Annotated in this window: 20 protein-coding genes, 1 tRNA gene and 1 pseudogene; 10 read left to right on the top strand and 12 right to left on the bottom strand. The window is 70.4% G+C overall.

The window, feature by feature from the left end:
* Together ACIQ7M_RS09120 and ACIQ7M_RS09115 are read left to right on the top strand one after the other, a co-directional pair.
* Nucleotides 1–1,031, top strand: a pseudogene (locus tag ACIQ7M_RS09120) (Ig-like domain repeat protein); the annotation flags it as partial.
* A 424-nt stretch (nucleotides 1,032–1,455) separates the two neighbouring features.
* A complete protein-coding gene (locus ACIQ7M_RS09115; protein WP_326790949.1) occupies nucleotides 1,456–1,740 on the top strand; it encodes a DUF1876 domain-containing protein in 285 nt (94 codons plus the stop codon).
* Between the two features lie 160 nt (nucleotides 1,741–1,900).
* Here the strand turns inward: ACIQ7M_RS09115 and ACIQ7M_RS09110 are convergent, their stop codons facing one another.
* The gene (locus tag ACIQ7M_RS09110; protein WP_403642210.1) at nucleotides 1,901–3,100 is read right to left on the bottom strand and encodes an acyltransferase family protein; all 1,200 of its coding nucleotides are present in this window, start codon (nucleotides 3,098–3,100) and stop codon (nucleotides 1,901–1,903) included.
* A 96-nt stretch (nucleotides 3,101–3,196) separates the two neighbouring features.
* Between ACIQ7M_RS09110 and ACIQ7M_RS09105 the strand changes: the two genes are divergently transcribed.
* The gene (locus tag ACIQ7M_RS09105) at nucleotides 3,197–3,511 is read left to right on the top strand and encodes a hypothetical protein (RefSeq protein ID WP_403641577.1); all 315 of its coding nucleotides are present in this window, start codon (nucleotides 3,197–3,199) and stop codon (nucleotides 3,509–3,511) included.
* A gap of 229 nt (nucleotides 3,512–3,740) precedes the next feature.
* On the opposite strand, the gene ACIQ7M_RS09100 is transcribed toward ACIQ7M_RS09105, so the two are convergent.
* Nucleotides 3,741–3,816, bottom strand: a tRNA-Arg gene (locus tag ACIQ7M_RS09100).
* A 310-nt stretch (nucleotides 3,817–4,126) separates the two neighbouring features.
* Between ACIQ7M_RS09100 and ACIQ7M_RS09095 the strand changes: the two genes are divergently transcribed.
* The 4 genes from ACIQ7M_RS09095 (at nucleotide 4,127) to ACIQ7M_RS09080 (ending at nucleotide 10,384) form a co-directional block, all read left to right on the top strand.
* On the top strand, nucleotides 4,127–5,734 hold the full coding sequence (locus tag ACIQ7M_RS09095; protein ID WP_403641574.1) for a dynamin family protein: 1,608 nt from the start codon (nucleotides 4,127–4,129) through the stop codon (nucleotides 5,732–5,734).
* Nucleotides 5,735–5,739: 5 nt separating this feature from the next.
* Nucleotides 5,740–8,034: a GTPase gene (locus ACIQ7M_RS09090; RefSeq protein WP_403641571.1), complete on the top strand. Its 2,295-nt coding sequence runs from the start codon at nucleotides 5,740–5,742 to the stop codon at nucleotides 8,032–8,034.
* A 226-nt stretch (nucleotides 8,035–8,260) separates the two neighbouring features.
* Complete coding sequence (locus ACIQ7M_RS09085; RefSeq protein ID WP_403641568.1) at nucleotides 8,261–8,728, top strand: single-stranded DNA-binding protein; 468 nt, start codon at nucleotides 8,261–8,263, stop codon at nucleotides 8,726–8,728.
* A gap of 267 nt (nucleotides 8,729–8,995) precedes the next feature.
* Nucleotides 8,996–10,384 carry a Cys-Gln thioester bond-forming surface protein gene (locus tag ACIQ7M_RS09080; RefSeq protein WP_403641565.1) on the top strand — a complete coding sequence of 463 codons (1,389 nt, stop codon included), beginning with the start codon at nucleotides 8,996–8,998 and terminating at the stop codon, nucleotides 10,382–10,384.
* Between the two features lie 253 nt (nucleotides 10,385–10,637).
* Here ACIQ7M_RS09080 and ACIQ7M_RS09075 read toward each other — a convergent pair whose 3' ends face one another.
* Nucleotides 10,638–11,411, bottom strand: a complete 774-nt coding sequence (locus tag ACIQ7M_RS09075; RefSeq protein ID WP_403641562.1) for a YcnI family protein — start codon at nucleotides 11,409–11,411, stop codon at nucleotides 10,638–10,640.
* Between the two features lie 31 nt (nucleotides 11,412–11,442).
* The gene (locus ACIQ7M_RS09070) at nucleotides 11,443–12,030 is read right to left on the bottom strand and encodes a hypothetical protein (protein WP_403641559.1); all 588 of its coding nucleotides are present in this window, start codon (nucleotides 12,028–12,030) and stop codon (nucleotides 11,443–11,445) included.
* A 129-nt stretch (nucleotides 12,031–12,159) separates the two neighbouring features.
* Between ACIQ7M_RS09070 and ACIQ7M_RS09065 the strand changes: the two genes are divergently transcribed.
* Together ACIQ7M_RS09065 and ACIQ7M_RS09060 are read left to right on the top strand one after the other, a co-directional pair.
* Nucleotides 12,160–13,119, top strand: coding sequence for a D-2-hydroxyacid dehydrogenase family protein (locus ACIQ7M_RS09065; protein WP_403641556.1), 960 nt, complete (start codon nucleotides 12,160–12,162; stop codon nucleotides 13,117–13,119).
* A gap of 233 nt (nucleotides 13,120–13,352) precedes the next feature.
* Nucleotides 13,353–13,673 carry a chaplin gene (locus tag ACIQ7M_RS09060; RefSeq protein WP_386979317.1) on the top strand — a complete coding sequence of 107 codons (321 nt, stop codon included), beginning with the start codon at nucleotides 13,353–13,355 and terminating at the stop codon, nucleotides 13,671–13,673.
* Between the two features lie 142 nt (nucleotides 13,674–13,815).
* On the opposite strand, the gene ACIQ7M_RS09055 is transcribed toward ACIQ7M_RS09060, so the two are convergent.
* The 8 genes from ACIQ7M_RS09055 to chpG form a co-directional block, all read right to left on the bottom strand.
* Nucleotides 13,816–14,682 (bottom strand): tyrosinase family protein, encoded by an 867-nt coding sequence (locus ACIQ7M_RS09055; protein WP_403641552.1) that lies wholly within the window; start codon nucleotides 14,680–14,682, stop codon nucleotides 13,816–13,818.
* Complete coding sequence (locus ACIQ7M_RS09050) at nucleotides 14,666–15,196, bottom strand: tyrosinase family oxidase copper chaperone (RefSeq protein WP_403641549.1); 531 nt, start codon at nucleotides 15,194–15,196, stop codon at nucleotides 14,666–14,668. Before ACIQ7M_RS09050 ends, ACIQ7M_RS09055 begins: the two co-directional genes overlap by 17 nt.
* A 162-nt stretch (nucleotides 15,197–15,358) precedes the next feature.
* Nucleotides 15,359–15,640, bottom strand: coding sequence for a hypothetical protein (locus tag ACIQ7M_RS09045; protein WP_355771660.1), 282 nt, complete (start codon nucleotides 15,638–15,640; stop codon nucleotides 15,359–15,361).
* 117 nt (nucleotides 15,641–15,757) lie between these two features.
* Nucleotides 15,758–16,393: a vitamin K epoxide reductase family protein gene (locus ACIQ7M_RS09040; protein ID WP_403641545.1), complete on the bottom strand. Its 636-nt coding sequence runs from the start codon at nucleotides 16,391–16,393 to the stop codon at nucleotides 15,758–15,760.
* The gene (locus tag ACIQ7M_RS09035; protein WP_355771654.1) at nucleotides 16,390–16,887 is read right to left on the bottom strand and encodes a DUF5949 family protein; all 498 of its coding nucleotides are present in this window, start codon (nucleotides 16,885–16,887) and stop codon (nucleotides 16,390–16,392) included. The genes ACIQ7M_RS09040 and ACIQ7M_RS09035 overlap by 4 nt, the downstream gene beginning before the upstream one ends.
* Before the next feature lie 162 nt (nucleotides 16,888–17,049).
* Nucleotides 17,050–17,289: a chaplin gene (locus ACIQ7M_RS09030; protein ID WP_403641542.1), complete on the bottom strand. Its 240-nt coding sequence runs from the start codon at nucleotides 17,287–17,289 to the stop codon at nucleotides 17,050–17,052.
* 98 nt (nucleotides 17,290–17,387) lie between these two features.
* On the bottom strand, nucleotides 17,388–17,690 hold the full coding sequence (locus ACIQ7M_RS09025) for a hypothetical protein (RefSeq protein ID WP_403641539.1): 303 nt from the start codon (nucleotides 17,688–17,690) through the stop codon (nucleotides 17,388–17,390).
* Between the two features lie 183 nt (nucleotides 17,691–17,873).
* A complete protein-coding gene (gene chpG / locus ACIQ7M_RS09020) occupies nucleotides 17,874–18,113 on the bottom strand; it encodes a chaplin ChpG (RefSeq protein WP_355771645.1) in 240 nt (79 codons plus the stop codon).
* A 324-nt stretch (nucleotides 18,114–18,437) separates the two neighbouring features.
* On the opposite strand from chpG, the gene ACIQ7M_RS09015 reads away from it, so the two are divergent.
* Nucleotides 18,438–18,779, top strand: a complete 342-nt coding sequence (locus ACIQ7M_RS09015; RefSeq protein ID WP_403641536.1) for a hypothetical protein — start codon at nucleotides 18,438–18,440, stop codon at nucleotides 18,777–18,779.
* Nucleotides 18,780–18,800 lie beyond the last annotated feature (21 nt).

Raw genomic sequence — 18,800 nt, 5'->3', positions numbered from 1 at the left:
AAGGCGACGCGAAATACACCGTCTCCTACACGGGCGACACCAGCCACGCCCCGGCCTCCACCACACGAACCGTGACCGTCTCCCGCAGCACCACCACGGTGGCAGTGACCGCGCCCGCCACGGCCACCCGTGCCAAGTCGCTGACCGTCACCGGCAAGGTCACCAACGCCGACGCTCTGCCGGCCGGCACGGTGCTCGCGGTGAAGCGGACGGACCTGGAGTCGCCGTCGGGCAAGGCGCTGGCCTCGGTGAAGACCAAGGCGGACGGCACCTTCTCCTTCACCGACACCCCGCCCTCCGGCGGCGCCGTGAAGTACGCCGTCTCCTACGCGGGCGACGCGACCCGCGCCGCGGCGTCGGGCTCCGACACGGTGGCCGTCTCCCGGACCGCCACCACGCTGAGCCTGAACAACAACGGCACGGTGTACGCGTACGACAAGGACGTCACCTTCACCGCGCACCTCGGCGCCACCTACAAGAACCGCACGGTGGAAATCTGGGCCAACCCCTTCGGCTCGGACAAGCCCAACGTCCTGGTGAAGAAGGCGACCGTCAACTCCAGCGGAAACGTCTCCGCCGTGGTGGACATGAAGCGGGACACCACGGTCACCGCGGTCTTCGCCGGTGACGCCCGTACCGCCCCGAAGACGGTCAAGGTCACCGCGTACGCCCAGGTGAGTGTCTCCACCTCGCTCACGAAGCACTACAAGACGGCCAAGGTCGGCGGGAGCTCCGAGACGTACTACTGGTACCGCAAGAATGTCGGCCCGCTGTACACCACCACGATGAGCTACTACTCGGGCCGCCACCACCGGCTGGACGTCGACGTCTACGTCGGGGGCAAGTGGCACCGCGGTTTCGAGGAGTTCTACGCACTGGGCACCAACGGAAAGAGCGTCATCGACCTCGGCTCCTCCGACGAGGCGGGCCTGCGCGTCCGGATCCGGTCGGCCTACATCAACGACTCCTCCGGCGACGACGTCAACTCCACCACCTACAGCTCCTGGAAGTACCTCTACTTCACCAACTGACCTGAGGCTCCGGGCCGTCAGCGGCAAGACGCCGACGGCCCGGACGGCCAGGTCGTTTCCGCGATCCGCCGAGAAGGGACCGTCGCCTCCGGGAGCGTCGCCTCCCGGCCGAGGGCCGGCCGCCGCGGCAGCCGCCCGCGGCGATCCGGGCGGTGTCGCCCGGCAGCGTCAGCCGGCTGACCGGATCTCGGTGGAGGACGGTGGGTCGGCGGCTCCGCGGACCTGTCGCTGCCGGTCTGTTCGCGGACGCCGGACACCGGAAGCCGGACACCGGGCGCCCGCCTCGGTCGCCGCACAGCCACGGTTGCGCCACCCCGTGTCACCCTCCGGGCCCTCGCCTCGTGCCAGGAGGGCCGGAGGGGCACACTTCTTGTTAGGGGCTTCACCGGGGGCGGCTGCTTCGGAGGTGATCGCGATGACACAAATGACAGCGATGCAGGCACGGACCACGGTCGGCTGGCATGTCGAGATGGAATTCCAGGAGGACGACCACCGCACCCGCGCGGCCGCCCTGCTGCGACTTCCCGACGGCAGCGAGGTACGCGCCCACGGATACGCCAGCCGCCACCCCTCCGACTCGAACCAGCCCAGGGTCGGCGAGGAGGTCGCGGGCGCGCGGGCCCTGAACGAGCTCGCCATGCAACTGCTGACCAAGGCCCATGACGAGATCGACGCTGCATCGGGCAGGACGTCCCACACGCTGAGGTGACCGGGGACGAACATCGCCTCTACGCGTATGCCGCGTACACCCATGCGGCGAAGGAAAACGGATTGTCAGGTAGACCTGAACAGATTCCGTCCAGAGCCTGTCGCTGTAACGCCTTGGACCTTATCGGCCGAAGGCGTTACAGCGCGTACCACAACCCTCGTCAATTGTTCTCGGCTTGGCCAGTCCGAAGCGACCGGCGACCGATCAGACGCATGCCCTGCCAGCGTGAAGACACCGCCTCGAGCATGAGTTTCCACGATCGGTTCCTCTTGAAGGGCATTTCAAATACCTCGGCGAAGACCCATGCTCCCAGAAGCGAAGTGGGCACCCCCAGCAAGAGCGTGAACCAGAACGTGGGCAGCCCCGGCGACACATAGTGCGGGGCGACCTTTCGAACAATGCCCATGATGATCGGCAGATGAATGAGATACAGGCTGTAGGAGACGTTGCCGAGGCGACGGACAGGGCGTGTGTCCAGGAATCGCACAAGGAAATTGGGCTTCCCCGTGGAAACCGCCACGACAAGCAGCGTCATGGCCGGAACGACCACGAGATCCATCCAGAAGTAGTGCTCCACCGTCCAGACCGACCCCCTGACAACGACGAGGTACAACGCCGGAACGGCCGCCAGAGCCGCCATCCAATGCCACGGCATGCGCCGGACCTTCTCCGAAGCGACGATGACTCCGGCACCGACGATGCCCGCGACGAACACCGGGGCAAGATTCAACGTCAGCCCGTTCATCCCCTCGACCGGCAGCGCATTTTTCGACAGAAGGCCATGCGCGACGACGATGAATGTGACGATCGCGATCAGGGCTGTCGCCCCCAGTCGCCTCCGCAGCAGCAGGAAAATCGGGAAAACGAGATAGAGCTCGGCCTCCACTCCGATCGACCAGAACGCGCCGTTCGGAGTCGGTGCCGTGAATATGTCTTGGACCACAAGACCGTAAACCAGGATCGTTTTGCCGGTCGGGGGTCCGAGATGTGATGCGGGCACCACCAGCCAGGCAACGATCAAACTGAACGCCAGCGCCGCCCAGTAGGGAGGCAGGATTCGCCAGGCACGCCGTCGCAGGAAGTCGGCGACGCCTCCCAGTTGCCAATCCTTGCGCGCCGCCGAGATGGCCAACGAGAATCCGGAGAGAATCAGGAAGAAGACGACAGCGAAACGCCCGTACATCAGCCAGCCCAGCCACGAAGGGCCCGAGTTGGCAGGAAAACCTCGAAAGACCAGTAGCCAGCAATGGAACAGGAGTACGTACAGCGCGGCCAGGCCGCGGAGCCCGTCGAGACCCGAGACATGGTTCCGAACGGGCGCCGAGTTCGCGGCTGCGCCTGGGGCGAGATCGCTGCTGATGGATTGACGTGCGACTAATGAGATCGTTCGGCCCTCTTCCGGTGTCCCGTTCGCAACACTCAGTCACCGCCTCGGCGATCCGTGCACGACAGATGCATGGAGGTCGATGCTCCCTCCCGCGCCGACTGCACGTCCGCCTTGCGTTTTCGGGCAGCACAGAAGCGCTCCCCGGCGACTGGTACGTCGTACGCGGCCGAAGGGTTCAACGGTGGCCGCACAAAGGTCGTCCCGTCCCGGCACGTCTTCAACTCGCCCACGGGACGGCGGGTCCACGACAACCGGCACACGCGCCCGACCAAGTGGCTCAACGACGGGATCCCGCCCTCCCGGGTGGCGGACCGGGCCGGCAACAGCGTCCCGGTGCTCCTGGCGACCTACGCGCGATGCGTCGAGGACGGCTTCCTGACTTGAAAAGGCGCCTCGAAGCCGCGGGAGATCTTCCCGAGCCGTCCGACACGGACTGAGGCTCCTCGCCGAAAACCTCGGCACGCATTCGGCAGGGCCACCCTCGAAAACCCGGCGACAGCCGGACCGCCCCGGACCCTCCTCTTGATCATCGGGAAGGTGTTCGGGGCATCGCCGTATCGAGTGAAACCTGCTCCGACCAGCAAAAAGCCCTCCCGGACGGGAGGGCGGAGACTGGCGCCCCCGGCAGGACTCGAACCTGCGGCCAAGCGCTTAGAAGGCGCCTGCTCTATCCACTGAGCTACGGGGGCCGGGTGTGTCGGCCTGTGTCCTGGTGCCCGGGTGTGGGCGGATCCGTGACCTTGCCGGGGACAAGGATAGGGCTCCTGTCTCCCTGTCCCTCGCGCTTCGCCTCCGTGGCTCGATGTGGAGGTTGCGTGAAGCGGTCCTGATAATCGCAGGCAGGTACGAATCGTGCACCGCTTTTGGCGTCTCGCGCATCGGGTGTTGTGCACTCGTTATGCCTGCGCCCCAGTCATCCCTTCCGCCCCGTGTGTCCTGTCGGCGCGCAGACATACTCATATGCTTCAGAAAGACTCCAAAATTGGGCATTCTTCGCATGTGGTGACCTTGGACGTACGGCCTCAGCTGCTCGACGCACTTTCCGCTCTGCGCGACCGTGTCGCCGCCGCACGCTTTCCGCTGCCCCTGGCAGGGGCTCCACGCGCGCGTGCCAACCGCGACGAACTGCTCGCACAGCTCGACGACTACTTGGTGCCCAGGTTGAGAGAACCCGAAGCACCCCTTCTCGCCGTCATCGGAGGGTCCACCGGTGCCGGCAAGTCCACCCTCGTCAACTCCCTTGTGGGGCGCCGGGTCAGCGAAGCGGGCGTACTGCGCCCGACGACCCGCACCCCGGTACTCGTGTGCCATCCCGAGGACCATCACTGGTTCAGCGGCATGCGCGTGCTGCCCCAGCTCACGCGCGTGTGGATGCCCCATCGAGAGTCCGGCGACGATCTTCCCCCCGCCGGCGAACGCGGCGAGCGGGTGCTGCGGATCGAGACCGCCGACACGCTCCCCCGCGGCCTCGCCCTCCTCGACGCGCCCGACGTCGATTCACTGGTGGCCGACAACCGGGTGCTGGCCGCCGAGCTGATCTGCGCTGCCGACATCTGGGTGATGGTCACGACGGCCGCGCGGTACGCGGACGCCGTGCCCTGGCATCTGCTGCGTACCGCCAAGGAGCAGAAGGCGACCCTGGTCACGGTCCTGGACCGGGTGCCGCACCAGGTGGTGTCCGAGGTCTCCCGGCAGTACGGCGCGCTGCTCTCCAAGGCCGGACTCGGTGAGGCGCCCCGCTTCACCGTGCCCGAGCTGCCCGAGTCCGCCTGGGGCGGCGGTCTGCTCCCGGCCACGGCCGTCGCCCCGCTGCGTACCTGGCTCACACACCAGGTCCAGGACCCGGGAGCCCGTCACGGGGCCATGGCCCGTACCGCCCACGGTGTCCTCGACTCGTTGAAGGCGCGGATGCCGGAACTGGCCAGTGCCACCGCCGCGCAGTACGCCGCCGCGACACGGCTCACCGCCGTGGTCGACGGGGCGTACGACAGCGAGCACGCCCGCGCGAAGGGGCGCCTACAGGCCGGGGCCGTGCTCTCCGGGGACGCCCTCAAGCGCTGGCGCGCCTATCCCCTCGACTGCACCGCCGACGAACTGCTGGACGCGCTCGTGGAGAGCCTGTCGGCCCTGCTGCTGTGTTCCGTCACGGCCGCCGACGAACGCGTGGACGACGCCTGGCGCCGTGAACCGGCCTCGAACGCGCAGGGGCTGACGGACCGTGATCCCGCGCTGGAGAGCGCGGAGCACCGGATCGGTCTGGCCGTACGGCGCTGGCGGCGCGTCCTGGAGGAGTACGCCGAGGACGAGGTGCGCGACCTCGACAAGAGTGTCGCGCCGGACTCGGCGGTGGTGGCCGCGCTGGTCGCCACCGCGCTCCTGGGCGGCCGCAGGGCGCGCAGCGCGGGCGAGGGACTGGCCGAGCGGATCGGGGCCCACGGCGCGCTGCGGCTGCGCGACAAGGGCGGCCGGCTGCTCACCGACCTCGTCGACAAGGCCCTGCAGACCGAACGCGAGCGCCGTCTCGCGCCCCTCGAAGCGCTCGACGTCCATCCGGAACCCCAGGCCGAACTCATCGCCGCGCTGTCCGTACTGCAGAAGGAGAGGTGACCGCGGTGACTGCCGTCACTGACCACACGGATCAAGCCGACCGTCCCGGTGACGGACGTCCCGGAGACGGAGGGCCGGGAGGCGGAGGGCCGGGAGGCGGTCGTCCAGAGGACGGCCGTCCCGGAGAGGACCAGCCCGAGGACGGCGTGGGCGAAAGCGCCACCGCCCGCGAAGACGCCCCTTCCCATGCGGGCGCCTCGGGCACATCGCGCGACGGGCACTCCGGCCGCACGGACGGCAACAACCGCGACGGTCGTGACAGCCGCGACGGTCGTGACAATCGCATCGGCCGCGACGAACGCGAAGAACGCGACAGGTCGACCGGGCCCACCAGGAACTCTCAGGACGGCCGCCGGGACGACAGTGCGGCCGGTGCGGCCCGTCCCGGGGCCCGGCCCCCGGAAGGCGCCGGAGAGGCCGCCGGGGAAGCCGGAGGCGGCGACCGGGCGGGCGTCGGCGGACGGGCCGCGCGGGGCGACGGCACGACCGGGCAGGGCGCCTCTCAGGACGCCTCCGGAGGGGAGCCCCACGCGCGTGGGGAGGGAGACGACCCGACCCGCGCGGAGGACGGCCCCGTCTGGGACGACGGCCTCATCGCGCGGCGCGTGACGGAGGCGGCCGCGGCCCGGTACCAGACGCCGTCGGTGGAGGCCAAGGCCGCCGTCCCGGCGGTGCCCGCCCCCCTCGCGTACGACGGGCCGTTGCACTCCCGCCTGGACGCGCTCCGCGAACTGGTGGGGCTGTCCCGTGCCCGCCTCGACAGCGGATCGCTCGCCGAGGCGGGCCGGGTCCTGGACGAGGCGGCGGCCCGCCGCAGGCTCTCCGGGGAGCACACCGTCGTCGCCATCGCCGGGGCCACGGGCAGCGGCAAGTCACAGCTCTTCAACGCGCTCGCTGGCGTGGCGATCTCGGAGACCGGCGTCCGCAGGCCGACCACCTCGGCGCCCATCGCCTGCACCTGGAGCGACGGCGCGGCCACCCTCATCGACCGGCTCGGCATCCCCGGGCGGCTGCGCAGACGCCCGTTGCAGAGCGCGGAGGCCGAGGCACAGCTCCGCGGCCTGGTCCTGGTCGACCTGCCCGACCACGACTCGGCGGCCGTCCAGCACCGCGAACAGGTGGACCGGGTCCTCCGGCTGGTCGACGCCGTCATCTGGGTGGTCGATCCGGAGAAGTACGCGGACGCCGTCCTGCATGAGCGCTATCTGCGACCGCTCGCCGGGCACGCGGAGGTCACCTTCGTGGTCCTCAACCAGGTGGACCGGCTCCCCGGCGAGGCCGCCGACCAGGTGCTCGACGATCTGCGGCGGCTGCTGGACGAGGACGGCGTCGCACTCGGCGAGTACGGGGAACCGGGCGCGACCGTCATGTCGCTGTCCGCGCTCACCGGCGCCGGGGTCCCCGAACTACGTGAGTGTCTCGGCCAGTTCGTGGCGGAGCGGGGCGCCGCCGCACGGCGGATCACGGCCGATCTCGACGCGGCCGCGGCGCGGCTGCGACCCATCTACGCGACGGGACGGCGGGTCGGGCTCAGCGAGGAGGCGCGGGACGAGTTCGCGGACCGGCTCGCGGACGCGGTCGGCGCCGTGGCGACCGGCGAGGCCGCCGAGCGGTCCTGGCGCCGCAACGCCAACCGCGCCTGCGGCACGCCCTGGCTGCGGTTGTGGCGCTGGTATCTGGAGCGGCGCGAACCCCCGACCGGGCGGCTGCCCGTGCGCGCTCCGGCGGACGAGGAGGCCACCGCCCGCCAGCGGGTCGAACAGGCGGTACGGACGGTCGCCGAACGGGCCGCGTACGGGCTTCCCACGCCCTGGGCGCAGGCGGTGCGCGAGGCGGCCGTACGGGGCGCGCAGGGGCTGCCCGAGGCGCTGGACGACATGGCGGCGCGCGCGAGCGCACCGGCCGGACGGCCACCGCGGCCGGGCTGGTGGCCCGTCGCGGTGCTGGCACAGGCCGCGATGACGATCGTCCAGGTCATCGGGGGGCTCTGGCTGGTGGGCCAGATCATCGGGGTCATGTCCCCGAACCTCGGGATCCCGGTGCTGCTGATGGTGTCGGGCATCGTCGGCGGCCCGGCCGTGGAGTGGGCCAGCAGAATGGCGGCCCGCGGGCCGGCCCGGCGCTACGGCCTGGATGCGGAGAGACGGTTGCGCGAGGCGGCCGCCGCGTGCGGCAGAGCCCGGGTACTGGATCCGGTGGCGGCGGAGCTGCTGCGGTACCGCGAGGTGCGGGAGCAGTACGGGCGGGTCATCGGGACCGTGGCCGCGGGGACGGCGACGGTGGGTGCCCACGTCCGGTGACCTGGCCGGGTGACGCGGTCCGGTGACCTGGTGCGGGCTACCCGGTCCGGTGACCTGGTCCGGGTCGCCCGGTCCGGGTCGCCCGGTCGGGTGACGCGGTTTTCCACAACCGTCCGTCGGCCCACAGCGTCCAGCGGGTCCGGCCCGGCGGAGGCAGTCTGATCCCGCGGCGATCGCAGCGCATGCGGTCGCCGCGGCAGACGCATCCGTACGGGAGGGATCGACGATGAACGAGACGATGGTGTGCGCGGTGGGCAACGTGGCGACACGGCCCGTGTACCGGGATCTGGCGAACGGCGCGTCGGCGCGGTTCCGGCTGGCGGTGACCTCGCGGTACTGGGACCGCGAGAAGAACGGATGGACTGACGGGCACACCAACTTCTTCACGGTGTGGGCCAATCGCGCGCTCGCGACGAACGTGGGGGCCTCGGTCTCGGTGGGCGATCCGGTCATCGTGCAGGGCAGGCTGAAGGTGCGCACCGAGACGCGCGACGGGCAGAGCTGGACGTCGGCGGACATCGACGCGGTGGCGATCGGCCATGACCTCTCGCGCGGCACGTCGGCCTTCCGGCGTCCGTCCAAGGAGGGCGAGCCGGCTGCGGCGCAGCGCCCCGAACCCAGTTGGGAATCGGTCCCCGACACCCCGCCGGAGGGAGCTTTCCAACCGAGTCCGGAACCGGCCGGGGTGACGTGATGTCAGCGGAGGGATCGATCTGACCGAACTGCGGCTTATCGACAAATACATGGCGAACAGCCCTTGTGGATTTGTCGATAGGCGCAGTTCACGGAAGTGATCGCGATAACGATTCCGAGTCAGATCGGTTGCCGGACGACATGACCAGGAGGAGCGATGCGGCGCTTCTTTAGGATGCCGAACACAGCTCTCGGGGCTTCTGATTCTGCTGGCGGGACCGTCCCCCATGTCAAAGGGTCCTGCGCGAAAGGGAATTCTGTGTCTTCTGTGTTGTCAGCACGCGGGCGAGGGGCAGCCCGTCTCGCCGCCGCGGCCCTGGTGTGGGGGCTCGCCGCCGCGGGGACGGTCGCCGCGGCCGGCACGGCCGACGCCGAGGAGATCCCGCAGAGCCAGGCCGGAGCGAGCGCCACGATAGGGGACCTGAAGACGTACGGTTCCGCGGTCATTCACGAGAACGGCGAGGACTCCTGGGTCTCGGCCGGACTGTTCGAGATGACCGTCGAGAACGGCGGCATGCTGCAGACCTATTGCGTCGACCTCCACAACCCGACCCAGCGGGACGCCCGGTATCAGGAGACCTCCTGGAACGGCACGTCGCTGAGCGGCAACAAGGACGCGGGCAAGATCCGCTGGATCCTCGAGAACTCCTACCCGCAGGTGAACGACCTGGCGGCGCTGGCCGGGAAGGCCGGTGTCACCGGTCTCACGGAGCAGGACGCGGCGGCCGGCACCCAGGTGGCGATCTGGCGGTACTCGGACGGCGCCGACGTGGACGCCGCGGACCCGCGGGCGGAGAAGCTCGCGGACTACCTGGAGAAGAACGCGCGGAACCTGCCGGAGCCCGAGGCCTCGCTGACGCTCACCCCGGCCGCGGTGTCCGGTCACCCCGGTGAGCGGCTCGGCCCGGTCACGGTGCACACCAACGCGGGCAGCGTGACGGTGACCCCGCCGACGGGCATCGCAGCCGCCGGAGTGAAGGTCGTCGACAAGGACGGCAGGGCGGTCACCTCCGCGGCGGACGGCAGCCGGCTCTTCTTCGACGTGCCCGAGGACGGCGTGGACGGATCCACCTCGCTCACCGTGCAGGCCTCGACGACCGTGCCGGTCGGCCGTGCCTTCACCTCGGAGACCCGCAGCCAGACGCAGATCCTCGCCGGCTCCAGCGAGTCCACCGTCTCCGCGACGGCGAGCGCGAACTGGGCGGCCAAGGGTGCGATACCCGCCCTGTCCGCCAAGAAGAACTGCGCCAAGGGCGGTGTGGACATCACGGTGGCAAACAAGGGCGACGCGGCGTTCACGTTCGAGCTGATGGGCGACGAGCACACGGTCGCGGCCGGGATCTCCGAGACCCTCACCATCCCGTTGCAGGAGGACCAGGCCTACGACTTCACGATCGGCGGCTCGGACGGCGGCGGGAAGCGGTTCAAGGGCGTGCTGGACTGCAAGACCCAGGGCGCCACGAGCGACGTCACGACCCAGACGCTCAGCGAGCCGAGCCCGGCGTCGGTGGGAGGCTCCGGCGGGGGCACCGACCTCGCCGAGACCGGCGGCTCCAGTCTGACCCCGGTCATCGCGGGGGCGGCCATCGGCCTCGTCGTGATCGGCGGTGCCGTGATGGTCCTCCTCGGCAGGAAGCAGACACCTCCCGGGGTCTGAGCCGACACCACTGGAGGTCTGGACAGACACCGCCGCGGGTCGGAGCACACACGGCCGCAGGTCGGAGCACACACGGCCGAGGGTCTGACGGGCCGACAGCCTGATCCGGCCTCGGCGTCTCGCGGGGTCGAGTCGCGAGACGCCGAGGCCGACCACGGGAGCGAGCCGCGCGACGCCGGCGGCTGACCCCCGAAGGTCGGCCGCCCCGCCGACGGGAGTCGACGGGGCGACGACGGGGCGGGCTAGGAGCGGGCTAGGAGCGGGTGTTCCTGACTCGTACGACGGCGAACGCGGCCGCGAGCAGGCCGAGGACTCCGACGATCAGGCCCGCGGTGCCCAGGGCGCGTGCGGTGGAGTCACTGCTCTTGGCGCTCGCGGTGGATTCCTCGGCGCCCGAGGAAGAGGACGAGGCGGACGACGAGGACGACGACGCGTCGGAGCCGGAGGCCCCGGTCCCGGCCGAGGCGGGCTCCTCTCCAGCGCCCTCGGCGGTGAGGGCGAGCACCGGAGCCGGGCTCTCCGGCTCCTCCTGGCCCTTCTGCGGCTGCTCGATCCAGCGGACCACCTTGCCGTCCGAGTAGGTCTGCAGCGTCTTGAAGGTCAACTGGTCGACGTCGTCCGGGAGCTGGCCGAAGGCGACCTGGAAGTCCTGGAACTCGCCGTGGCGGATCCGGCCGCCGGTCCAGGTGATCTCGGAGACGGCGTCAGTGATCGTGCCGTCGTCCGTCTTGACGGGCTTCTTCAGCTTCACGGTCGTCGCCTTCGCGGTCCAGCCCGCCTGCGGGGTGACCAGGACACCCACGACCGGGTGATCGGTGGGCAGGAAGATCTGCACCTTGGTGGTGCTGGCGGTGTCCTCCTCGTTGGGGACGCGGAAGCTCAGGAGGCCGTCCGTGGCTCCCTTGGCGTAGCTCTCGGGGTGGACCGTGACATGCGCGAAGGCCGCGCCCGTGGCGGTCAGGACGCCCGCAGTGGTGAGGGCGACGACGGTGCCGGTGCGGCGCAGGGTGGTACTGATCGGGGACATCCGGGGAACTCCGTACTGAGGGGGAACGTGGTCAGGGCGTGAGGGCGAGCCCTGCGGGCGGTCCCCGGCGCGAGACTGCGTGACGCAGCAGCGCCCGCCCGAGCGGCCACGGTTCGGCGGGTGTCCGGCCCGCGGCACCCTCGTACGGCCGTACCGGGGGCGGACCAGTCCTCGACCTCCACCACGCGGCGAGCCCAGGCACGAACGCGACGGCGCGGCGCAGCAGGGACCACAGGGCGGCCTCGCCGCGCCGTAGCCACCAGGTCGCCAGCAGAGCGGCGGCGACGTGCGCGGCAGTGGCGTGAGGGGTCAGAGCGTGGGCGGCGGGGTGCGCCATGTGCATCCCGTGCATGTTCATCGTCATGCGCGGCCGGGCGGAGTCGAAGCCGAGGTGGAGTCCGGCCTGCGCGACGAGCATGGCGCCGCCTATCCCGGACAGGGACCGTTCACGGCCGCCGAACACACAGCCGGCGGCGAAGACGGCGAGGAGTCCCGCGCCTTCCGCGGGGAGCGACGGCGGCCGGCCGGTGGCGAGCGTGTGCCCTCCGGCGGCCAGCAGCACGCACAGTACGGCGAACACCGCGGCGCGCAGACTCCGTACCGCCGGCGACGCATTCATAGTGCCCAGATACTGCCATGGGGAGGGAGTGACCGTCGCGGCTTCCCCCCGGGACCCTCGGTCGTGGTCCGCCGGGCTCCTCCACGCACCGCTCGGGTAGGGTCCCGGCTGAGCCTGAAGGGACCCGACATGCGTCTTCGCTGTGCCGTGCTGGACGACTATCAGAGTGTCGCGACCCGGAGCGCCGACTGGGCGCCCGTCGCGGACTCCGTGGAAGTCACCGGATTCGACCGGCACTTCGACGACGAGGACGCGCTGGCCGCCGCGCTGGCGGACTTCGACATCGTGGTCACGTTGCGCGAACGCGTGCCCTTCCCGGCGTCCTTGCTGGCGCGGCTGCCGCGCCTGAAGCTGCTGATCGCCTCGGGGATGCGCAACTCGGTGATCGACTACGCCACCGCCGAGGCGCACGGGGTGACGGTGTGCGGCACGCCGAGTTCCTCGACTCCCCCGGTCGAGCTGACCTGGGCCCTGCTGCTCGGCCTCGCGCGGGGAATCGTCACGGAGAGCAACTCCCTGCGGGAGGGTGGTCCCTGGCAGAGCACCGTCGGCGCCGATCTGTACGGACGGCGGCTCGGTCTGCTCGGGCTGGGCAAGATCGGCGGCCGGGTGGCCCAGGTGGGGCTCGCCTTCGGCATGCGGGTCGGTGCGTGGAGCCAGAACCTCACCGCCGAGCGGGCCGAGGAGGTGGGCGTGGAACTCGCGCCCTCCAAGGAGGAGCTGCTGGCGGGCAGCGACTTCGTCTCCGTGCACCTGGCGCTCGGTGACCGCACCCGCGGGCTCGTCGGCGCCGCCGAGCTGGCCCTCCTCAAGCCCACCGCCTACCTCGTCAACACCTCGCGCTCGGCGATCGTCGACCAGGACGCCCTACTGGACGCGCTGCGCGCGGGGCGTATCGCCGGAGCGGGCGTCGACGTGTTCGACATCGAACCGCTGCCCGCCGGCCATCCGATGCGCTCGGCGCCCCGCCTGCTGGCCACCCCGCACCTCGGATATGTGTCGCGTTCCAACTACGCGACGTACTACGGGGCGGCCGTCGAGAACATCCGGGCGTTCCTGGCGGGCACACCGCTGCGCCGGCTCGGCTGACCGCGTCCGCCCGGTCCCCGCCCCGTCCTCCACCCGACAGCTCGCCTGATCCCCCGTCCGGTCCCCGCTCCGTCACCCGGGAGCCCGGGCCGGTCGAACGGCCGTCCCTCAGGCCCCTGTTCGAACAGTGATCCCTTGGCGGAACGCCCGTGACCAGGTGTGGACGGACGCGTTGAAGGGGAAGTGCGGTCGCGTCCGAGCCATCGCACTCGTCGAGATCTAAGGAGAACGTGATGTCTCGCATCGCGAAGGCCGCCGCAGTCGTCGTGGGCACGGGTGCCGTGGCCCTCAGCGGCGCCGGCATGGCCATGGCTGACGCCGGCGCCCACGGCGGGGCCGTCGGCTCGCCCGGTGTCCTGTCGGGCAACGTCATCCAGGCCCCGATCAACGTTCCGGTCAACGTGTGCGGCAACACGATCAACATCGTCGGCCTGCTGAACCCGGCGTTCGGGAACACCTGCGTGAACGACGGTGGCCACCTCAAGGACCACCACGGCAAGAAGAAGCACCACGAGGTGAAGAAGCACACCGCGACCCGCGGCTACGGCAACTGACCCGGTAGTCGGCACGCACGCGAGGCCCCCGGCGGGACGTCACCGCCGGGGGCCTCGCCATTTCCGGGACGCGTGGCCACGCGTCCCGGCAGATGTCTCTATGTGTACCAGTAGATGACGGTACGCACCTCGGAAACCGCCGCTACGCGTACCGGTAGATGTGCGTGTGATCCTCCATCGAGGCCGGGGTCACGCCCCACGGGGGCATCTTCTCGTGGCGGGCGACGATGCGCCGGTACTGGGAGTCGCGGGCCCCCGGAGGACGCTCGGGCAGATAGCGGGCGCCTCCGTGCTTCTTCTGCCAGCGGGACCACTGGAGGTCGACGAAGGCGTGGTGCAGCCAGAAGACGGGGTCGTTGACGGAGGCCGCGCCCAGCATGTGGCCGCCGACCCAGCGGTGGACACGGTTGTGGTTCTCCCACGTGGCGTTCCCCGTCCCGTGCCCCCACCCCTCCAGCCGGTTGCGGAAGCCGCGCCTGGTCGTCGAGTCGTAGGGCGCCGTGTCGTAGACGGGGTCGGCGAGGGCCGCGTCCAGCGCGGCTCGTGTGGGGAGTTGGAGCGGCTTGCGCGGGCGGCCGAACTCACGCATGAGGAACGCGCCGTCGGTCACGCCCTCCTTGATCGTCCACTTGCCCTGCGCGTAGGCGAAGGGTCCGGTCATGACCTGCCGGTCCCTGCGTCGGCCGTCGCCGCCGAGCAGGTCCTCGGTCCACGGCGCGGAGGCCGGCGTGCGGTCCCGCGTCCAGTCCCAGTACGGCACGCTCACTCCGGAGTCCACGCGCTGAAGCGCCTGCTCCAGGTCCAGGAGGAAGCATCGGTGCCAGGGCAGGAACGAGGGCGCCATGTGGGCCGCGCGCAGTCCGCCGTCGCCGTCGGCGACGTAGTAGTCGATGTGCCGGCGGACGAACTCGTCGTACTCTCCCCGGCGTTTGACCTCCAGCATCGCCGCGACGAAGCGGCGGCGCTCCGTGCTCGTGAGGGTGCTGACGTTCTTACGCGTGTACACCATGGTGGTGGCCCCTCCCCTCCGTACCGCCGTTGCGTGTGCCGATCGCCGGCCCGCCGGCGCCGCCCGTCATGCTCCTGAGCTGCTCGGCCGGGCCCAGTTGCTCCACGGCCGCGCGGACCGCCGCCAGCGGTGTCGGATACGACTCGTAGTGGTCCACCATGCTCAGATAGCTGCCGTCCGCGCGGCGCATCAGATGCAGCGGGCGACCGTCCACCGTGACCTGCCACTCGTCCCCGGCGAACGCGGCCCGGCCGTCGGAGCCTCCGCGCGTACCGAGGATGTGGCGGCCGCGGTACATCTCGTCGAAGGAGAGGTCCCGGGGGCGGCGGCGCGGCGGCCGTGAGGCCGCGACGACGGGGGCCAGCGCCACCCCGACGGCCGACACGAGCAGTCCCCGCATCGCGCCGCGCCGGGTGAGCGCCAGTCCGCCCGACACGCGTCCCGTCCCGCGGCCTCGCGCCGGGGCGTCCGGCACCCGGTCGCCCCGCCCACGCCTCCGTAGTCTGTCCGGCATCCATCTGGCGAACATGCTTCTCTCCTCGACGAACTCATGCTGTAGCGGTCGGTTTCGGGAAGCCCGGCGGCGGCCGAAGGCCTGGCAGGCTCCCCCGGAGGCCGGAGGCCGGAGGCCGGTCCGATCCGGGACGCACGGGACCGCGCCGCCGGACGGAACGGTCTAGGAACCGGAGCCCATCTCCAGGTTCGCCTCCGGCACGGCCCCTTCGGGGATCATCAGGCCCTCGACGTACCGCGGTCCCTCCAGCCGGCCCGGCAGCGGCAACGGCAGTTCGCCCGAGACGCCGGTCGCCTTCTGGCCGAGGGACTGCTCGACTCCGTTCAACGGCACGGGGATCGGGACCGTGCCGGCCGCGACGGCGGGCGCGGCAGAGGCGGCGCCCACCGCCGCGGCCACACCGGTCATGACGGCGGCGAGCGTGCCTCGCGTGGTCGGCTTCATCTCAGGTACGGCCCCTTTCAGGGTTCGGCGGATCGGCGTCCGTACCACGTAACGATTCCGGGACGCCATCAGCTCAAGATTCCCCCGACGGACTCATTAGTCGTCCGATAGGGAGATTCAGCTCGTCCAGAAATCCCACCAGCGGGTGAGAATCAGCATTCCGACGACGCCGATGTGCAGCGCCGGGAGAACCCAGGTGAACTCCGCGAGGAATACCTTCAGCCATTCCGGAGCGGGCAGGAATGCGTTCCGCACATTGAATGACGTGACGTACCAGAACATGATGATCGTGGCGACCCAGGCCAGACAGCACCACAGGCACAGCGCGTTGATCCGGTAGAAGGACTGGAACTGGAGCCAGCTCACGAATCCGACGCCGAACAACGTGCCCGCGTTGAAGGTCAGCCAGTACCACCGGGGAAATCCCGCACCGGTCAGCAGACTGACGCCGACACAGATCACCACGCTGTACGCCACCAGGCCCAGCATCGGGTTGGGGAACCCGAAGGCCGACGCCTGCTCGCTCTTCATGACGCTGCCGCAGGACACCACCGGGTTGAGGCTGCACCCAGGGACGAAGTTCGGGTTCTCCAGCAGTTTGAACTTGTCGATCGTGATGACCCAGGCGGCGAGGAGACCGGCCGCCCCGGTGAGCACCAGCAGCACGGCGAGGACACGGCCGCTGCCGGTGGTGTGCCCGCCCGCGCCGTCGTCCTCGCCGCCCGTCCCCCGCTCCGCGGCGGCCGTCATCAACCGCGCAGCCTGCGCGCGGGCAGCAGCACGTGGGACGCGCTGAGCAGGGTCCCCTCGTCGCCCGCGAAGGCCGTCAGGTCCTCGGGCGCCACGGGGTGGCCGGGCCGGGCCACGGGCCAGGCGCGGGTGGCGAACAGGAAGTACGCGTAGCCGCGTTCATCGACCGCCGCGAGCCACTCGGGCGGCGCGACGCACTGGGCGTTGAGGTGCGGCATGCTGACGACGGCCTGGCCGGCCTCGACGAGCAGGGTGAGGGGCAGGCTCGGCTGCCGGGATCCGTCGATGAGCGTGTCGCCCACGGCCAGTCCATTGTCGATCAGAAGCTGCCGGATGGCCGCCGCGGACCCCTCGGGACCCCCGTCGCCGTCTCCCAGCGAGTAGGCGAGGAGATAGGGCATGTCGCCGTCGGGGGCTTCTCCGCTGAATGCCATGACGGCGAGCGTGCCGAGATCGGCAGCCCGAAGAGGGCTCATTTCGCTTGAGGTTGAGGTCACCGCGGAACCCTATCGATGCGCCCGTTCGGGTTCTCCCCGGAAATCACCCTCCCGGGGGACATCCGAAGTGTGACCACACGAACGAGGTACACGGCTCGAACAGCGCGAAGGACCGATTCCGCGCGGGAAATCGGCCCTTCTCATCACATCGGCCGTGCGGTGTCAGTGGTTGAAGCAGGCGTTGCCGAAAGCCGGGTTCAACAGGGCGATGGCATTGACCGTGTTGCCGCAGACATTGACCGGAATGTGTACGGGAACCTGCACGACGTTGCCCGACAGGACACCCGGGGAATTGACCGCGGCACCCTCGGCGCCGGAGTCCGCGACGGCGCTGCCCGCGGCGGCACCCGCGGCCATTCCGGCGGTGGCGAAAATAAGAGCGGCCTTCTTGGCATTCTTCATTGCGAGCCCTTTCATCGGAGATTCTCTCCAGAGCCTAGGGAAATGTCCGCGGGCATTGCGGAGGACACGCGCGCAGGGGATGCGGACAACGGATACGACTAACCCTGAAGGGGACGCCCGCCGAGCAGCTTCGCGGGGGCGGCGGCCGAGTTGAGCGTCTTCGTCGCGCCGTTCACGCCGCTCAGCACGGAGTCCTTGCTCTCGGTGTCGAGCGCGTTCGACTGGTGCTGCAGGGGAAGGACGTCCTGCGCGCTGATCGAACGCTGACTGGTGACGGTCTCCAGGGCGCCGTTGACGCTGGAGGGCGTGAGGCCGGAGGCTCCGGCGGCGAACGCGGGCGCGGCGGCACCGGCGATGACGAGGGACCCGGCGACTACGGCGGCGGCCTTCAGAGACTTCATCGTGTTCCTTTCTTCGGCGACGGATGCCGCCGGCGGGAATTCCGCTTTCGCTGCCTAACGAGCCCCGCAGGCGACGGAAACTCCGCGTGCGGAAAAATCCCGCACCGCCGCTGCGGTCCGCGACGCGGACCGGCCGCCCCCCGTTTCCGGAGAGCGGCCGGCCAGGAAGGGTCCGCGATGACGTCAGTGGTTGACGCAGACGTTCCCGGCCGCGGGGTTCAGGAGACCGATGACGTTGACGGTGTTGCCGCAGACGTTGACCGGAATGTGAACGGGAACCTGCAGGACGTTGCCCGACAGGACGCCCGGGGAGTGGGCGGCCGCGCCGTGCGCGCCGCTGTCGGCGGCGGCGATGCCGGCGGTGCCGGCCACGGCGGCGGCGGCGACGGAGGTAAGGGCCAGGCCCTTCGCGATACGCGACATGGGGAAGTGCTCCTTGGAAATCGACACAACATCCGGGCGGGCTGCCCGGCTCTGGATTCAACGCGCGGCACTCACGCGGGTTGTGCCTCCAAAGGGGTGATGTCCCGGGCGGCCGGGCTTCACCAATACGACACACATCGTTGCTTTCACTGATAAATGGGGACACCGGCTAAAGTCGGGCTCTCCGAGGACGTCCGGAAGCGGGCGTCGAAGGGCGCCGGCAGCTCGCGGGGAGCCGAAGCGCACGTGCCTGATTCATCTGATTCTCGGATTTCCGTCCGTCCGCTGGTCCAGAACCTTTTCCCCGAAAGGGCACCGCCGGTCATGCGAACTTCCCCGGGCCTGCCGCGCCGTGCGATCGCGGGGCGCTCCACCCCCGCCGCGTTCCGGGCCCCCCGTGGCCCCGTGTCCGCGGCGCCGAACGCCGACAGACCGCTCGCCGGCAGGCAGCTCATCGGCCGTGCGCTCACCGACGGAGCGCGGCCCGCCAACTCCGCCACGACGTACCGCAGTTACGCGCAATCCGTCCCGCCCCACGACTCGGACCTCCTCGGTCTCGGCAAGGAGATCTCCGGCAGGGGTGACCAGTTGGCCTTCCGGATCGTTTCGCAGCGGGACGCGGCCTGGGTCGAAGCACTGTTCGCCGCCGTCGACGCGAAGCAGTGACGCGCGCCCCGGCGCGCCGCC

It is taken from the genome of Streptomyces sp. NPDC096324 (genome assembly GCF_044763015.1).
GTDB lineage: Bacteria > Actinomycetota > Actinomycetes > Streptomycetales > Streptomycetaceae > Streptomyces.
Note: the sequence above shows the minus strand (reverse complement) of the source record. Positions and strands in the feature narration are given on the sequence as shown.

What these genes read in the sequence shown, in the direction of transcription:
- ACIQ7M_RS09065 (WP_403641556.1), top strand. Translation starts at nt 12,160, where the DNA reads ATGCGTCTTCGCTGTGCCGTGCTGGACGACTATCAGAGTGTCGCGACC.
- ACIQ7M_RS09085 (WP_403641568.1), top strand. Translation starts at nt 8,261, where the DNA reads ATGAACGAGACGATGGTGTGCGCGGTGGGCAACGTGGCGACACGGCCC.
- ACIQ7M_RS09050 (WP_403641549.1), bottom strand. Translation starts at nt 15,196, where the DNA reads ATGCCGGACAGACTACGGAGGCGTGGGCGGGGCGACCGGGTGCCGGAC.
- ACIQ7M_RS09055 (WP_403641552.1), bottom strand. Translation starts at nt 14,682, where the DNA reads ATGGTGTACACGCGTAAGAACGTCAGCACCCTCACGAGCACGGAGCGC.
- ACIQ7M_RS09070 (WP_403641559.1), bottom strand. Translation starts at nt 12,030, where the DNA reads ATGAATGCGTCGCCGGCGGTACGGAGTCTGCGCGCCGCGGTGTTCGCC.
- ACIQ7M_RS09025 (WP_403641539.1), bottom strand. Translation starts at nt 17,690, where the DNA reads ATGAAGTCTCTGAAGGCCGCCGCCGTAGTCGCCGGGTCCCTCGTCATC.
- ACIQ7M_RS09115 (WP_326790949.1), top strand. Translation starts at nt 1,456, where the DNA reads ATGACAGCGATGCAGGCACGGACCACGGTCGGCTGGCATGTCGAGATG.
- chpG (WP_355771645.1), bottom strand. Translation starts at nt 18,113, where the DNA reads ATGTCGCGTATCGCGAAGGGCCTGGCCCTTACCTCCGTCGCCGCCGCC.
- ACIQ7M_RS09030 (WP_403641542.1), bottom strand. Translation starts at nt 17,289, where the DNA reads ATGAAGAATGCCAAGAAGGCCGCTCTTATTTTCGCCACCGCCGGAATG.
- ACIQ7M_RS09015 (WP_403641536.1), top strand. Translation starts at nt 18,438, where the DNA reads ATGCGAACTTCCCCGGGCCTGCCGCGCCGTGCGATCGCGGGGCGCTCC.
- ACIQ7M_RS09075 (WP_403641562.1), bottom strand. Translation starts at nt 11,411, where the DNA reads ATGTCCCCGATCAGTACCACCCTGCGCCGCACCGGCACCGTCGTCGCC.
- ACIQ7M_RS09060 (WP_386979317.1), top strand. Translation starts at nt 13,353, where the DNA reads ATGTCTCGCATCGCGAAGGCCGCCGCAGTCGTCGTGGGCACGGGTGCC.
- ACIQ7M_RS09045 (WP_355771660.1), bottom strand. Translation starts at nt 15,640, where the DNA reads ATGAAGCCGACCACGCGAGGCACGCTCGCCGCCGTCATGACCGGTGTG.
- ACIQ7M_RS09105 (WP_403641577.1), top strand. Translation starts at nt 3,197, where the DNA reads ATGGAGGTCGATGCTCCCTCCCGCGCCGACTGCACGTCCGCCTTGCGT.